We start from the raw sequence: 13,746 nt of genomic DNA, 5'->3' as shown, positions 1-13,746 counted from the left end.
CGGGGCGGTCAGGCCTGCCGGTCGGCCTGATCGGCGATCAGCAGGTCGCGCGCGGCATTGATCTGCGCCGCCAATGCCTCCGTCCCGCCCTTGTCGGGGTGGACCGAGGCGATCAGGCGGCGATGGGCGGCACGGATCGCGCCTGCGTCGGCATCGGGTGCGACGCCCAGCGTTGCCCGCGCGCGCGCCACGTCATCGGCGCGCGGCGCGGCAGGTTTCGCGGTCCGGCGGCTGGCCCGCGCCTTGGCCTTGGCATTGCCCTGGCGCAGGAAGAATAGCGCCGTGCCGACCAGCAGCGGCGCGCCGATAACCGGCTTGCCCTTGGCCGCCAGCACCGCGCCGACCAGCGCGATACCGAGCGCCATGCCATCCTTTGCCGTCATGCGTTGCAGCCTTCCTGTCCAGATAAGCCAGCCGGCAAGGCCAGCGAGCAGCAGCGCAAGCCAGCCCATCAGGCCGCGCCGATCAGGTCCATCGAGCCTGCACCCGCCCGTTCGGGCAAGGCGAGGCCGGCCACCATTTCGCGCAATTCCTGCCGCGCGGCGATGTGGCTGACGCCCAGGTCGCCCAGATGGCCCTTGTCGAGCAAGGTCAGGCCGGACGGGAACAATTCGCGGAAGATGACGCGCTCCGACAAGCCTGGAATGACGCGGAAGCCGACCCGGCGCGAGAGTTCCATCAGCGCGTCGCCGACCCGCTTCTTGTTGCGGGCGTCATGATGCTGGACGCGGTTGCGCAGCACGACCCAGTCGATCGACACGCCGTCGGCCTTTGCGCGGGTCTTGCGCGCTTCAAAGATGAGTTCGGAATAGAAGGACAGGCGGCGCACCTTGAAGGTTTCGGCGTCGACCTGACCGATCAGGTCGAAATCGACGAAACTGTCGTTCATCGGCGTGACCAGCGTGTTGGCGCGGGCGGCCATGTGGCGGGCGAAGGCATCGTCGCGGCCGGGGGTGTCGACGACGAGGAAATCCTTGCCCTCCGACACGGCCGCCACTTCGCTTTCCAGCGCGTCGATGCTGTCGCCCTTCAGCACGGCAAAGTCCGGGGCGACCAGTTCGATGTCCCGCCGACGCGCGGTTTCGGCGCGGTTTTCCAGATAGCGGGTGACGGTGCGCTGGCGCGGGTCGAGGTCGATCATGCCGACGCGATGGCCCAGCGCCGTCAACGCAATGGCAGTGTGGACCGCCGTGGTGGATTTGCCGGTGCCGCCCTTTTCATTGGCGAAAACGATGAGATGCGGCTGCGTATTGGCCATTGGACCTTGATAACCCCGTTGATTGTCGCAATGATTCTTGACGGTCGCAAAGGCCGCAGCCTAGCAGGTCGTCCCCTTGTCCCCCTGCCCTTATCGGAGCCGTTCCTAACGTGCAAACCCTGTCTGATCTGCCCGCCCTTCGCGCCGCTGTCCAGGCGCTCAAAAGCGACGGAAAGCCGTTGGTGTTGGTGCCGACCATGGGCGCTTTGCATGACGGGCATATGGCGCTGGTGGAAGAAGCGCGGCGGCATGGGCGGCATGTGGTGGTGTCGATCTTCGTCAATCCCAAACAGTTCGGGCCGAACGAGGATCTGGACGCCTATCCCCGGCGGGAGGCCAAGGATGCGCAGATGCTGGGCGCGGCGGGGGTGGATATTTTGTGGATGCCCACGGTCGCGGTCATGTATCCGGCAGGCTTTGCCACCAATGTCAGCGTGACGGGAGTGAGCGACGGGCTGGACGGGGCAGCGCGGCCCGGCCATTTCAACGGGGTCGCCACGGTGGTCCTGAAACTGTTCAACCAGGTGCAGCCCGATGTCGCGATTTTCGGCGAGAAGGACTATCAGCAACTGGCCGTGATCCGCCGGATGAACAGCGACATGGACAATGATATCGAAATCGTCGGAATGCCGACCCAAAGGGCCGAGGACGGCCTCGCCCTTTCCTCCCGCAATGCCTATCTGAGCGAAGCCGAGCGCAAGGCGGCGCTGGCGTTGCCGCGTGCCTTGGGGGAAGCCAAGCGGCAGATGGAGAAGGGTGCCAGCATCGCGTCGGCGACGGAGAAGGCCAGAATATTACTGGAAAATCATGGCTTTGGTCCGATCGACTATGTGACGTTGTGCGACGCTGAGACGCTGGAGGAAATGACGGTGCTGGACCGTCCGGCCCGGTTGCTGGGGGCGGCGAAGCTGGGCAAGACCCGGTTGATCGACAATATCGCAGTGGCGCCGGTTCGGTGATTTGGATAGTTAGCTAACTATCTAGTTTCGGGTTTTGCACTGCTGATCGAGGGGGTGACACCCCTCCGTCTGGCCTGCGGCCAGCCACCTCCCCCACAGCGGGAGGATTTCAGCGTCAGAACGGCTTTACGATCACGGCGATGACGATGACAGCGGCGGCGATGCCGGGGACTTCGTTGAACAGGCGAAGCTGGCGGTCGGTCATCGTCCGCTGACCACGCGAGAGTTTTTTGGCGTAGCTGGCGATCCAGCCATGATAGCCCGACAGCGCCAGCACGAACAAAAGTTTCAGGTGGAACCAGCCAAAGCTCCATGCGCCGATTTCGACCATCAGCATCAGCCCGAACAGCCAGGTCAGGACGATCGAAGGGTTGAGGATGATCTTGAGCAGCCGCTGTTCCCGGTCGATCCATTTGCGGTCCTCGTCAGAACCCACGGCCGCTTCCTGATGATAGACGAAGAAGCGCGGCATCATGAACAGTCCCGCCATCAGGAAGATGACGAAGATGACATGGGCCGCCTTCACCCACAGATAGGCTGCACCCAGATAGGCCATCAGATAGTCTCCCCCTCTCGCACATAGGCCAGCAAGGCTTCGACATGCGCGATCGGCGTGTCGGGCAGGATGCCATGGCCAAGGTTCATGATATGGGGCCGGTCGGCAAAGGCGGCGCGGATATTGTCCACCGCGTCGCGCACGGCCTGCCCCCCGGCGATCAGCGCCAGCGGATCGAGATTGCCCTGCACCGGAAGGCCAGCGGGCAGCACGCGGTTGGCCCAGTGGGGATCGACCGTTTCATCGACGCCGATCGCATCGACCCCGGTGCCAGCGGCATAATCGGCCAGTTTCGCGCCTGCGCCCTTGGGAAAGCCAATGACGGGGATGGCGGGATGGAGCGCCTTCAGCTTGCGCACGATCGCAGCGTTGGGGGCAATCACCCACCGTTCGAACTGGAGCGGGGAGAGGCTGCCGGCCCAGCTGTCGAACAGTTGCACCGCTTCCACGCCCGCCTGAATCTGGCCCGACAGATAAGTGACGGTGGCGTCGATGATGGCGTCGATCAGTGCGGCAAAGCGGGTCGGATCGCCATAGGCCAGCCGTCGCGCTGCGCCCTGATCCTTGCTGCCCTGTCCCGCCACCATATAGGTCGCGATGGTCCAGGGGCTGCCCGCAAAGCCCAGAAAGGTGACGGCGGGGTCGAGCATCGCCTTTACCTGCCGCACTGTTTCATAGACGGCCTCGAACCGTTGAAAATCGGGTTTCAGCGCCGACAGGTCGGTTTCGGACAGGATCGGGGCGAGGCGCGGGCCTTCGCCGGTTTCGAACCACAGATGCTGCCCCATGGCGTAGGGGACGATCAAAATGTCGGAAAAGAGGATCGCGCCGTCGAAGCCGAAGCGGCGCAGCGGCTGGACGGTGACTTCGGCTGCTGCCGCGCTGTCATAGACCAGTTCGAGAAAGCCGCCCTTGTCCGCCCGCAGCGCGCGATATTCGGGCAGATAGCGCCCGGCCTGCCGCATCAGCCACATCGGCGGCACGGGTGCGACGGCCCCGTGGAGGACGGCCAGAAGCGGCTTGATAGGCATATCCGTCGGCGCGTCGAAGCTCATCTATTCTCTCTTAATATATATTTAGAAAAGGAGTGGGAGATAGTAGGGGCGTGAGTGCCGGGGTTTATGCGCTATGCCCCGATTTGCCAACAGCTTGACTCCCATCGGGCTATGCCGGGCGGTGCGAGTCCGTTCCCTTATCCCCGTTATCCACAGGATGTGGATGAAAATACGGGCCTGTTGGGGGACTGTGGACAAGTTTTGAGGGAGCGGGGACACGGGAAAGCGGGCTTTTTATCCCCAATTTCATCCCTTGCTTTATCCACAGCCTGCCCACACAGATATGCCCATGGCGCGCATCCATCTCCACCTCCTTTCGGACTCTACCGGCGAAACGCTGGAAAATATCGCCAAGGCCGCGATCGGCCTGTTCGAAAATGTCGAGGCGATCCGGCATTTCTGGCCGATGGTGCGGTCCGAAGTGCATCTCGACCGGATCATGGAGGATATTGCCGCCAATCCGGGGCTGGTGCTGTTCACGCTGACCAACCATCCGTTGCGCAAGCGGCTGGAAACGCGGTGCCGGGCGCTGGGCCTGCCCCATGTCGCGGCGCTCGACAGCGTGGCGGACGCGCTGTCCAACATATTGGGGCAGGAAACCCGAACCCGGCCGGGGCGCAAACATATTCTCGACGAAGCCTATTTCGCGCGGATCGAAGCGATCCAGTTCACCATTGCCCATGATGACGGGGTGGGCCATGAAAATTGGGAGGAAGCCGACATCGTGCTGGCAGGCGTGTCGCGTGCGTCCAAGACGCCGACGTCGATCTATCTTGCCAATCGCGGATACAAGACCGCCAATATCCCGCTGGTGCCGGAATCGCCGCCGCCCCGGAACCTCTACAGCCTGAAACATCCCATGGTCGTGGGGCTGACCGTCAGTCCCGAACGGTTGATCCAGATTCGCCGCAACCGGCTGCTCTCGCTCAATCAGGCGCCGGAGACGGCCTATGTCGACAATGACAAGGTACAGGAGGAATTGTCCTTTGCCCGGCGTCTGTTCGCCGACAATGGCTGGCCGGTGATCGACATGACGCGCCGGTCGATCGAGGAAGCGGCCGCCGCGATCATCAATCTGTTCAACGATCATGCGTTGAAAAGTGGAGCATCGCTATGATCGTGCTGGCGTCGCAAAGCGCCAGTCGGCGCGCCATGCTGACCGCCGCGCAGGTGCCGTTCGAGGCGATGTCGCCCGGCGTGGACGAGGACGCGGCGAAGGATGCGTTGCGCGCCGACGGGCTGGACGCGCGGGCATTGGCCGATGCGCTGGCGGAATTGAAGGCGCTCAAAGTATCGCGCCGGGTGCCGGGCGCGCTGGTGCTGGGGTGCGACCAGACATTGTCGCTCGATGACGGGAGCATGATCGACAAGGCCGTGGACCGGGAGGATGCGGCGCGCATTTTGCGCCTGCTGTCGGGGCGCGTGCATCATCTGCACAGTGCGGCGGTCATCAGCCTGAATGGCGAAGCGATCTGGCGGCATGTCGAGCGGGTGCGGATGCATGTGCGGCCTTTGAGCGAGGCGTTTATTGCCGCCTATCTGGACAGCGACTGGGACGCATTGCGCTGGTGCGTGGGCTGTTACCGGATCGAGGGACCGGGCGCGCAATTGTTCAGCAAGGTCGAGGGCAGCCAGTTTGCGATTCAGGGCTTGCCGCTATTGCCGCTGCTTGACTTTTTGCGTGTGCGTGGCGTTTTGGCGGCATGAGTGACGCCCTCCCCTACGCCGAAGTGATCGGCGACCCGATCGGCCATAGCAAATCGCCGCTGATTCATAATTTCTGGCTGCAAGCGCTGAATATCGAGGCGGAATATCGCAAGACCCATGTGACGCCAGACGGTTTGGCGGCCTATTTTCTGCAACGGCGCGCCGATCCCGACTGGCTGGGGTGCAATGTCACGATTCCGCACAAGATAGCGGTGATGGATTTTACCGATGATCCGGGCGGGGTGCGGACACGCATCGGCGCGATGAACACGATCGCCAGCGAAACCGGGGGGCCGCTGATCGGCACCAATACCGATGCGGGCGGATTCCTCCAGCCGTTGCTGCGTGACAAGTGGAAGGGGCGCAGCGCCACGATCATTGGCGCGGGCGGCGCGGCGCGGGCGATATTGTTCGCGCTGACCAGCCTGGGCGTGCCGAACATCACCATCATGGCGCGCGACGTGGCGCGGGGCCAAGCGATGCTGGACCATGCGGGCGTCAAGGGACAGGTGATCGGCATGGACGCGGCGCTGCCTGCCTGCGACCTGCTGGTGAACGGCACGTCGCTGGGCATGGTGGGGCAGCCGGTGCTGGACCTGGACCTGACCCCCCTGCCCGCCAGCGCGACCGTCTATGACATCGTCTATACGCCGCTGGAGACAGGGTTGTTGAAAGCGGCGCGGGATCGCGGTCTGAAAACGCTCGATGGGCTGGAAATGCTGATCGGGCAGGCGGCGCTGGCGTTCGATATATTCTTCGATGCGCAGGCGCCGCGTGAATTGGACGCGGATCTACGCGCGCTGCTGCTGTCGGCGGACTGAATGAAGGTCTATGGCCTGACCGGGTCGATCGGCATGGGCAAATCCGCCGTGGCCGCGATGTTCCGGCGCGAAGGCGTGCCGCTGTTCGACGCGGACGCGGAAGTGCATCGGTTGCAGGGACCGGGCGGTGCGTTGCTCGCGCGAATCGAGGCGCGTTTTCCCGGCACCACCGGGCCGCAGGGGGTCGACCGGGCGAAGCTGGGCGCGGCGGTGTTTGGTCATCCGCACGAACGGCGCGCGCTCGAAGCGATCGTCCACCCGGCGGTGCGGGACGCACGCAGCGCGTTCCTGCGGCGGCACCGGGCGCGCAAGTTCATTATTCTGGACATTCCATTATTGTTCGAGACGGGCGGGCAGAAACGGCTGACCGGCGTGATCGTGGTGAGCGCGCCGGCGTGGAAACAGCGCAAGCGGGTGCTGGCGCGACCGGGGATGAGCGTCGCGAAATTCCGCCAGATCAGAGGCTTGCAAACTCCCGACGCGGAAAAGCGGCGGCGCGCGGACCATATCATCCACACCGGCACCACCTTTACCGACACGCGCGCGCAGGTCAGGCGTCTGGTCGCTTGCCTTAGCGCAAAGACAGGTCGATAAGGGTTGGCCCAAGAGTCGATATGAAGAGGGCGATGCGCGAGATTATTTTCGATACCGAAACGACAGGGTTCGACCCGGCATCCGGTGACAGGATGGTCGAGATCGGCTGTATCGAACTCATCAACCGCGTGGCCAGCGGGCGCACGTTCCACGCTTATTATAATCCCCAGCGCGACATGCCGCCCGCCGCCGAGGCCGTGCATGGCCTGTCCACCAATTTCCTGAAAGACAAGCCGCTGTTCGCCGCCGGGGTAGAGCCATTGCTGGCCTTTCTGGAGGACAGCCCGCTGGTGGCGCATAATGCGCGGTTCGATTTCGGCTTCCTCAACCATGAATTGAAGCTGTGCGGGCGGCCGCCGGTGTCGATGGACCGGATGATCGACACTGTGGCGATCGCCCGCACGCTGCACCCCGGCGCCAAGCATAGCCTGGACGCGCTTTGCACCCGATACGGCATCGACCGCAGCCATCGCGTCAAGCATGGCGCGTTGCTCGACGCCGAATTGCTGGCGCAGCTTTACATCGAACTGACCGGGGGCCGTCAGATCGGCCTTGGTCTTGCACGGGAGGAAGCAAAAGAGAGTGGCGGGGCGGAACATGCGGCAATGACGCAGGTTCGCCCTGTTCGTCCCGCGCGCGTCTTTGCGGCGAGCGCGGCGGAGCTGGAACGGCATGGAGCGTTCGTCGCGACGCTCGACAAGCCGCTTTGGCTGGAGGAGGCGCAGACGGGCTGAACAGGCCGCTTGTCGCCTCCATGGCAACCCGGCCGTTTTCCTGGCGGTCGGGCAAAAATAAGGAGAAGGCATATGGATATTCGTGTTTCCGGGCATCAGGTCGACACGGGCGAAGCGCTCAAAAGTCATGTCGCCGACCGGCTCGAAGCGATCGCCGAGAAATATTTCTCGCGCGCGATCTCCGCTCAGGTGACCTTCCGCACCGCCCCCCATGGTGCCTTTCACTGCGACATTGTGTGCCATGTCATGGCCGGTCTGATCCTGAAAGGATCGGGCGAGGCGCAGGAGGCGCATCCCGCATTCGACCAGGCGGCCGACCGCATCGAAAAGCAATTGCGCCGTTATATGCGTCGCCTGAAAGACCGTCATACCCAGTCCGCCGCCGCCGAAGCGCAGCGGGTGAGCAGTTACAGCGTCGATGACATCGACGGCGCGGGCTACACCATCTTCGCTGCTGCTGCTGCGGAAGAAGAGGAAATGGCCGATGCGCCGCTGATCGTCGCGGAAACGCGCGTCGATATTCCCGAAGCGAGCGTGTCGGACGCGGTGATGATGCTGGACCTGCGCAACACCAATGCGCTGTTGTTCGTCAATGCCGGAACGGCGGCCTATAATATGGTCTATCGTCGCCATGACGGCACGATTGGTTGGGTAGAACCCCGTGTCTGACGAGATGGGTGGGGACGTTCGGAACCGCTGAACGGACCCCGCCCGCCACGGGCCGCCTGTTGACCTGATGGTGCAGGCGGCTTATGGGGCCGGACTTGTTATTCCCAGAGCATCGCGCATAAGACTTCCAAGGCTGGGCGCGGCTCGGCCGGTTCGGATTGCCCATGGTTGATTTCCACGACATCGTTTCCGCTGACGCGCTGGCCACGAGCCTGTCGGTCAACGGCAAGAAGCAGTTGTTCCAGAAGATCGCGGCGCTGGCCGCCTGCGCCTATGATCTGGAAGCGGACATGGTGGGTGACGCCCTGTTCGAACGCGAACGTCTGGGGTCGACCGGCTTTGGCGGCGGCGTTGCCATTCCCCATGCCAAGATTGCCGGGCTGGACCGGATGTGCGGCGTCGTCGTGCTGCTGGAACCGGCCGTGGCGTTCGACGCGGTGGACGATGCGCCGGTCGATGTCGTGTTTGCGCTGCTTTCGCCAGTCGATAGCGGGGCTGAACATCTCAAGACGCTGGCGCGGGTGTCCCGCTATCTGCGCGACGAGGCGCAGGTGGCGCGTTTGCGCGGTGCCAAATCGACCGCAGCGCTGCACGCCCTGCTGGCCGGTGGCGGGGCGCGTGACGCAGCCTGAGACCATGGTCCCGGCGAGCGGCGAAACGGCGCATTTCCGCGCGCTGGAAAATCTCTATCGGTCCGCGCCGATCAATCGCCTGTTCCCCTCTGCCCTGACCATCACCGAACCGGGGCGTTCGGTCATCGATTTCGACGTGGACGAAAATCAGTTTCACGCGGCAGGCGCGGTGCATGGCACCATCTATTTCAAGATGCTGGACGATGCGGCTTTCTATGCCGCCAATAGCCTGGTCAGCGACCGATTCCTGCTGACCACCGCCTTCAACCTGTTGTTTACCCGGCCGATCGGTCCGGGGCGCATCCGGGCCGAGGGACGCTGGATCAGCGGCAAGCGCCGCGTCTATGTTGCCGAAGCCAGCCTGATCGATCAGGATGGCGAGGAAGTCGGGCGCGGCACCGGCACGTTCATGCGGTCCCAATTTCCGCTGGCGTCTTTGCCGGGATATGGGCCGCGACGTGCGCCGGAACAGGCGCCGGAGCAGGGCGACTAGCCTGACCGAGCCGGCCCGCCTTACCACCGCCATGCTGGTCGGTGCGCTGCGGCGGCGCGTGAATGCGGCTGGCGGCTTTGCCACGATTTTGGCGAAGGGCGACGAAATCAGCGGCGTGATTCTGGTCCAGGCGGTCGACAAGGGGCAGGATGTCGGCCTTTTCGAGCGGGTATCGAACTTTGCCGGCGGTTATGCGTTGATGCGCTGTGGTCCTTCCCCGGAGGAGGGGCCGGAGGCGATGGCACATTATGTTGCGCGCCGCCGCAAGTCGGACCCCGACCTGTGGATAATCGAACTCGACATCCCGGAAGCGGAACGGTTCGCCGCTGAAACGATCTGCTGATCGTTGACTCATCGCAACGTGTTGTGCAAAGCGCCGCCCACGCTGAACGCGCAGGTTGCCGCAGTCGTCCAAGGGGGGCGGACGCGGTAAACACGCAGACGGGGGGCGGCCAGACGTTGGCGAATATGGGTTACAAAACAACGTTTCCGGCCAAGAACCGCATGTTTTTGAGTTATAATGAGTTTCCGTCTGAAAGCCGCCATCTTCGCGGCATTTACCTTATCGGCCGCTGCGGCGGTTTCTGCTTCCGACATGTCGATCGCTGGTGAAACGATCCCGTCGGCAGCTTCCCTTCCCAGGGATACTGCGCTGACCATGACAGCGCCTGCGGCCGAGGCAAAGCCCGCCGTCACTTTCTCCGCGCCGCGCGAAATCGTGCAGCCGCTGGTTTCCGCGCCCAATGCCGGTTCCGATTTCCCCACCTCTTCCAATTTTGCAGCAAGCAGCCTCGCGGCTCTGGTCGATGCCCATGGCGCGCCCGAATCGCTCGACGGCGACATGCAGTGCCTGGCCGGGGCCGTCTATTTCGAATCCAAGGGCGAAAGCCTGGAAGGCCAGCTGGCCGTCGCGCGGGTGATCATCAACCGGGCGAAGTCGGGCCGTTTCGCCGACAGCCTGTGCGGTGTCGTCTATCAGCCCAGCCAGTTCAGTTTCGTGCGGGGGCGGGCCATGCCGCCGGTGCGCGCGCAGAGCGAAAGCTGGCGCGAAGCCGTTGCCATCGCCCAGATCGCGATGAACGACGGCTGGGACAGCCGGGCCGAAGGCGCATTGTTCTTCCACGCCCGCCGCGTTTCGCCGGGTTGGGGCAAGGCCAAGCTGGCCATGATCGACAATCATATCTTTTATCGCTGAATATTAGCGCGCGTGATGCGCGCCACGGCGAAAGACAAAATACAAAGGCCGGTTCGGGATTGTCCGAATCGGCCTTTTCTTTTGTTCCTGACATGTTCTAATGTCGGGGCATGAGTGATGCTGCCCAAACCTGTTCGCCGCTGACCGATGGCACTGCATTGGCGGTGGCGCGGGGGACGTTGCGGCTATTCTATCGCCACGACATGAGCGGGATATTGGAAGTGCCGCTGCCCAATGGCCGCCGCGCCGACATCATGGCGATCGACGCGGCTGGGCGGCTGACCATCGTGGAAATCAAGTGCAGCCGGGCGGACTTGCTGGGGGACCAGAAATGGCCCGACTATTTCGATTATTGCGACCGTTTCTTCTGGGCGGTGCCAGCCGGGTTCGACATTGGCCTGTTCGACAGCGAATCATTATGGCCGACGCGCACCGGATTGATCGTGGCGGACCAATATGATGCCGAACTGGTCCGCCCTGCCCCGGTCGAACCGCTGGCCGCCGCCCGGCGCAAGGCAGAGACGCTGCGTTTCGCGCGCCGGGCCGCGCGGCGGCTGACCGCGCTGTCCGACCCGGATCATGCTGCCGAGCTGGGGTGGTAGGGGTCAGCGGATCAGAATGTCGGACCCTGCACAGGCCCCTTGGGCGCGCTGCTGCTCTTGGCCGCAGCCAGCGCTTCGACCAGGCCGGGGGTGCGGCCGTCGCGGGTGGCATAGTCGCGGGCGGACATGCCCGCGATCGTGTCACGCCTGTCGGGATTGGCCCCCTTGGCCACCAGCAGGCGGACAAGGGTAAGATCGCGCAGTTGCACCGCGCGGATCAGCGGGGTTTCGCCGCTGCCATTGACCTTGTCCACCTGCGCCCCGCCCAAAAGCAGAGTCTGCACGCCTTCCTCGAACCGATTTTGCACCGCGTTCATCAATGGCGTGTTGCCCGCATTGTCGGCCAGATTGGGATTGGCCCCCTTCCCCAGCAAGAAGGACAGCCATGTCGCATCGCGCCGGGCAATGACGATATGCAGCGCATTTTGCCCGGTGGACACGTCGCGGCTGTTGATCACGGTGGATCCGGGTTTCTGGATCAGGTCAGTGACTTTCTGCCCGTCCTTGTCCTTGATCGCTTTGAGAAAATTATAATTGTCGGAAAACTGCGCCTGCGCAGGGCCGGGAACCAGCAGCGCCAGTGCCATCGACCCAAGAAAAGCGGAAACAAGCCTCTTCATCATTCTGCGCCCCGTTGCATTTGCAAATCCGCCCATAGCAAGGCATGGCTGGTGGCACCATGAACAAAGCATCTCTCGCGCTCGTCCTGCCGCTGCTGGCCCTGCTGGCTGCCTGCAATATGGGGGCGGACGGCAACGCATCAAGCGGCGACAGCGCGCTGGGCGAACTGGCCGGTGCGCGCATCGGCGCGCCTTTCACCCTGACGGGGCAGGATGGCCAGCCCGTGCGCTGGGACGATTATAAGGGCAAATACCGCCTCGTCTATTTCGGCTATACCTATTGCCCCGATGTTTGCCCGGTAGACCTGCAACGCATCATGCAGGCCTTTGCCCGGTTCGAGAAAGCCGCGCCCGACCGCGCGGCAAAGGTGCAGCCGATGCTGATCAGCGTCGATCCCAAGCGCGATACCCCCGCTGTCCTTAAAACCTATGTCGCGGCCTTCCATCCGCGCCTCATCGGCCTGACCGGCACGCCCGAACAGATCGCCAGGGTCGCCAAGGATTTCGTCGTCCTCTACAATATCGAGGGCAAGCCGGGCGCCAGCGACTATCTGGTCAGCCACAGCCGCACCCCCTATCTGTTCGATGGCGATGGCAAGCCGGTGGCGCTGGTGCCTGTGGACGACCCCGGCACGCCGGACGTGGACGAAGGTGCGCCGGACAAGATTCTCGCCTTCCTCGAAAAATGGGTCAGGTGAGTGGCTTGAACTTCTGGGAAAAGCCGCTCCACACGCTGGACGCCGCACAATGGGAAGCCTTGTGCGACGGGTGCGGCAAATGCTGCCTGCACAAGGCGGAGGATGAGGATACGGGGCGAATATACCCCACCAACGTCGCCTGCCGCCTGCTCGACCGGCACAGCGGGCAATGCACCAGTTACAAGAACCGGCGCAAATTCGTCCCCGATTGCGTGCGGCTGACCCCGGCGAAGGTCAAGCAGATCGGCTGGCTGCCGCGCACCTGCGCCTATCGCCTGCGCGAAGAAGGCAAGCCCCTGCCCGATTGGCATTATCTGGTCAGCGGCGACCGGGAAGCGGTGCATCGCGCGCAGGAATCGGTGCGCGGCTGGACCGTCGCCGAAGCCGAAGCGGGCGATCTGGAAAATCATCTTGTCGACCGCGATATCTGATCCTGACGCTGCGATCCTGATCGATGGCGTCGCGATGCCGGTGCGGGTGCGCCGGTCGGCGCGGGCGCGGGCCTACCGCCTGACGATCGACGGGGCGCGCGGGGAGTTGCGCCTGTCGATGCCGGTGCGTGCCAGCCTAAAACGCGCGCTGGGTTGGGCGCAGGATCATGAAGCCTGGGTGCGCGACCAGATGGCCAGGCAGCCTGCTGTCACGATGCTGAACGATGGCGCGGTCTTTCCGCTGGAGGGACGCGACGTGCGCATCTGCTGGCAGGCGGGGGCGACCCGGACGATCAGGCTGGAGGGCGACAGGCTGCTGCTGGGTGGGGCGGCGGAATCTGTGCCTGCGCGGGTCTTGCGCTGGCTGAAGGGTCGGGCGAAAGCGGTGCTGGACACGGACACGCATGAAATGGCGCGGGACAACGGCCTGATCGTCGCGTCGGTGGGCGTTGGCGATCCGCGCAGCCGCTGGGGCAGTTGCACGTCGTCGGGGGTGATCCGCTATAGCTGGCGGCTGATCCTGTCCCCGCCGTCCGTGCGCCGGGCGACGGTGGCGCATGAACTGGCCCATTTGCTGCACATGGACCATAGCCCCGCCTTTCACGCGGCCCATGCCCGCATCTATGGCGCGGATCCCAAGTCCGCGCGCGCCTGGCTGCGCGCGCATGGGGCGGGGCTGCATCGCTATGTTGGTTGAAATGTGGAGTAGTAATGGCATCCTC

21 protein-coding genes are annotated in these 13,746 nt (G+C 63.9%); 15 read left to right on the top strand and 6 right to left on the bottom strand.

Translation table 11 applies throughout. From position 1 onward, the window contains the following. Positions 1–8 precede the first annotated feature (8 nt). Complete coding sequence (locus SPBM01_RS18255) at positions 9–452, bottom strand: molecular chaperone DnaJ (RefSeq protein ID WP_188062929.1); 444 nt, start codon at positions 450–452, stop codon at positions 9–11. Continuing rightward, a complete protein-coding gene (locus SPBM01_RS18250) occupies positions 452–1,258 on the bottom strand; it encodes a division plane positioning ATPase MipZ (RefSeq protein WP_188062928.1) in 807 nt (268 codons plus the stop codon). The genes SPBM01_RS18255 and SPBM01_RS18250 overlap by 1 nt, the downstream gene beginning before the upstream one ends. 110 nt (positions 1,259–1,368) lie before the next feature. Here SPBM01_RS18250 and panC point away from each other — a divergent pair, with 110 nt between their 5' ends. Continuing rightward, positions 1,369–2,217: a pantoate--beta-alanine ligase gene (panC, locus tag SPBM01_RS18245; protein WP_188062927.1), complete on the top strand. Its 849-nt coding sequence runs from the start codon at positions 1,369–1,371 to the stop codon at positions 2,215–2,217. A gap of 115 nt (positions 2,218–2,332) precedes the next feature. Here the strand turns inward: panC and SPBM01_RS18240 are convergent, their stop codons facing one another. Both SPBM01_RS18240 and hemE read right to left on the bottom strand, forming a co-directional pair. Next, entirely contained in the window at positions 2,333–2,773 is a 441-nt protein-coding gene (locus SPBM01_RS18240; protein ID WP_188062926.1) for a CopD family protein, read from the bottom strand. Continuing rightward, complete coding sequence (hemE, locus tag SPBM01_RS18235) at positions 2,773–3,828, bottom strand: uroporphyrinogen decarboxylase (RefSeq protein WP_188062925.1); 1,056 nt, start codon at positions 3,826–3,828, stop codon at positions 2,773–2,775. Before hemE ends, SPBM01_RS18240 begins: the two co-directional genes overlap by 1 nt. Positions 3,829–4,117: 289 nt before the next feature. Here hemE and SPBM01_RS18230 point away from each other — a divergent pair, with 289 nt between their 5' ends. The 9 genes from SPBM01_RS18230 (at position 4,118) to SPBM01_RS18190 (ending at position 9,821) form a co-directional block, all read left to right on the top strand. Beyond that, positions 4,118–4,945 (top strand): pyruvate, water dikinase regulatory protein, encoded by an 828-nt coding sequence (locus SPBM01_RS18230; protein WP_188062924.1) that lies wholly within the window; start codon positions 4,118–4,120, stop codon positions 4,943–4,945. After that, positions 4,942–5,535 (top strand): Maf family protein, encoded by a 594-nt coding sequence (locus tag SPBM01_RS18225; protein ID WP_188062923.1) that lies wholly within the window; start codon positions 4,942–4,944, stop codon positions 5,533–5,535. Before SPBM01_RS18230 ends, SPBM01_RS18225 begins: the two co-directional genes overlap by 4 nt. Further along, the gene (gene aroE, locus SPBM01_RS18220; protein WP_188062922.1) at positions 5,532–6,356 is read left to right on the top strand and encodes a shikimate dehydrogenase; all 825 of its coding nucleotides are present in this window, start codon (positions 5,532–5,534) and stop codon (positions 6,354–6,356) included. The genes SPBM01_RS18225 and aroE overlap by 4 nt, the downstream gene beginning before the upstream one ends. Further along, positions 6,357–6,950 carry a dephospho-CoA kinase gene (gene coaE / locus SPBM01_RS18215; RefSeq protein WP_188062921.1) on the top strand — a complete coding sequence of 198 codons (594 nt, stop codon included), beginning with the start codon at positions 6,357–6,359 and terminating at the stop codon, positions 6,948–6,950. 32 nt (positions 6,951–6,982) lie between these two features. Then, entirely contained in the window at positions 6,983–7,684 is a 702-nt protein-coding gene (dnaQ, locus tag SPBM01_RS18210; RefSeq protein WP_188062920.1) for a DNA polymerase III subunit epsilon, read from the top strand. Positions 7,685–7,756: 72 nt separating this feature from the next. Beyond that, on the top strand, positions 7,757–8,353 hold the full coding sequence (gene hpf / locus SPBM01_RS18205) for a ribosome hibernation-promoting factor, HPF/YfiA family (RefSeq protein WP_188062919.1): 597 nt from the start codon (positions 7,757–7,759) through the stop codon (positions 8,351–8,353). 164 nt (positions 8,354–8,517) lie between these two features. Continuing rightward, positions 8,518–8,985: a PTS sugar transporter subunit IIA gene (locus SPBM01_RS18200; RefSeq protein WP_188062918.1), complete on the top strand. Its 468-nt coding sequence runs from the start codon at positions 8,518–8,520 to the stop codon at positions 8,983–8,985. A gap of 4 nt (positions 8,986–8,989) precedes the next feature. Next, positions 8,990–9,478 (top strand): PaaI family thioesterase, encoded by a 489-nt coding sequence (locus SPBM01_RS18195; RefSeq protein ID WP_188065814.1) that lies wholly within the window; start codon positions 8,990–8,992, stop codon positions 9,476–9,478. 31 nt (positions 9,479–9,509) lie between these two features. Beyond that, the gene (locus SPBM01_RS18190; RefSeq protein WP_188062917.1) at positions 9,510–9,821 is read left to right on the top strand and encodes a DUF1491 family protein; all 312 of its coding nucleotides are present in this window, start codon (positions 9,510–9,512) and stop codon (positions 9,819–9,821) included. 8 nt (positions 9,822–9,829) lie between these two features. Here the strand turns inward: SPBM01_RS18190 and SPBM01_RS22025 are convergent, their stop codons facing one another. Continuing rightward, a complete protein-coding gene (locus tag SPBM01_RS22025; protein WP_262504467.1) occupies positions 9,830–10,138 on the bottom strand; it encodes a hypothetical protein in 309 nt (102 codons plus the stop codon). On the opposite strand from SPBM01_RS22025, the gene SPBM01_RS18185 reads away from it, so the two are divergent. Both SPBM01_RS18185 and SPBM01_RS18180 read left to right on the top strand, forming a co-directional pair. Next, positions 10,074–10,673, top strand: coding sequence for a cell wall hydrolase (locus tag SPBM01_RS18185; protein WP_262504456.1), 600 nt, complete (start codon positions 10,074–10,076; stop codon positions 10,671–10,673). The two genes, SPBM01_RS22025 and SPBM01_RS18185, sit on opposite strands and share 65 nt — an antisense overlap. Before the next feature lie 110 nt (positions 10,674–10,783). Further along, positions 10,784–11,275 carry an MmcB family DNA repair protein gene (locus SPBM01_RS18180; protein ID WP_188062915.1) on the top strand — a complete coding sequence of 164 codons (492 nt, stop codon included), beginning with the start codon at positions 10,784–10,786 and terminating at the stop codon, positions 11,273–11,275. An 11-nt stretch (positions 11,276–11,286) separates the two neighbouring features. Here the strand turns inward: SPBM01_RS18180 and SPBM01_RS18175 are convergent, their stop codons facing one another. Then, positions 11,287–11,898, bottom strand: coding sequence for an ankyrin repeat domain-containing protein (locus SPBM01_RS18175; RefSeq protein WP_410483008.1), 612 nt, complete (start codon positions 11,896–11,898; stop codon positions 11,287–11,289). Between the two features lie 41 nt (positions 11,899–11,939). Between SPBM01_RS18175 and SPBM01_RS18170 the strand changes: the two genes are divergently transcribed. From SPBM01_RS18170 to SPBM01_RS18160, 3 genes are read left to right on the top strand one after another with little or no spacing between them, the layout of a single operon-like run. Next, positions 11,940–12,593, top strand: a complete 654-nt coding sequence (locus SPBM01_RS18170) for an SCO family protein (protein WP_188062914.1) — start codon at positions 11,940–11,942, stop codon at positions 12,591–12,593. 5 nt (positions 12,594–12,598) lie between these two features. Further along, positions 12,599–13,024, top strand: a complete 426-nt coding sequence (locus SPBM01_RS18165) for a YcgN family cysteine cluster protein (protein ID WP_188062913.1) — start codon at positions 12,599–12,601, stop codon at positions 13,022–13,024. 34 nt (positions 13,025–13,058) lie between these two features. Continuing rightward, on the top strand, positions 13,059–13,721 hold the full coding sequence (locus SPBM01_RS18160; RefSeq protein ID WP_410483064.1) for a M48 family metallopeptidase: 663 nt from the start codon (positions 13,059–13,061) through the stop codon (positions 13,719–13,721). The last annotated feature ends 25 nt before the right edge of the window (positions 13,722–13,746 follow it).

The organism is Sphingobium sp. KCTC 72723 (genome assembly GCF_014280435.1).
Classification (GTDB): Bacteria; Pseudomonadota; Alphaproteobacteria; order Sphingomonadales; family Sphingomonadaceae; genus Sphingobium.
This window is presented reverse-complemented; position numbering and strand designations above follow the sequence as displayed.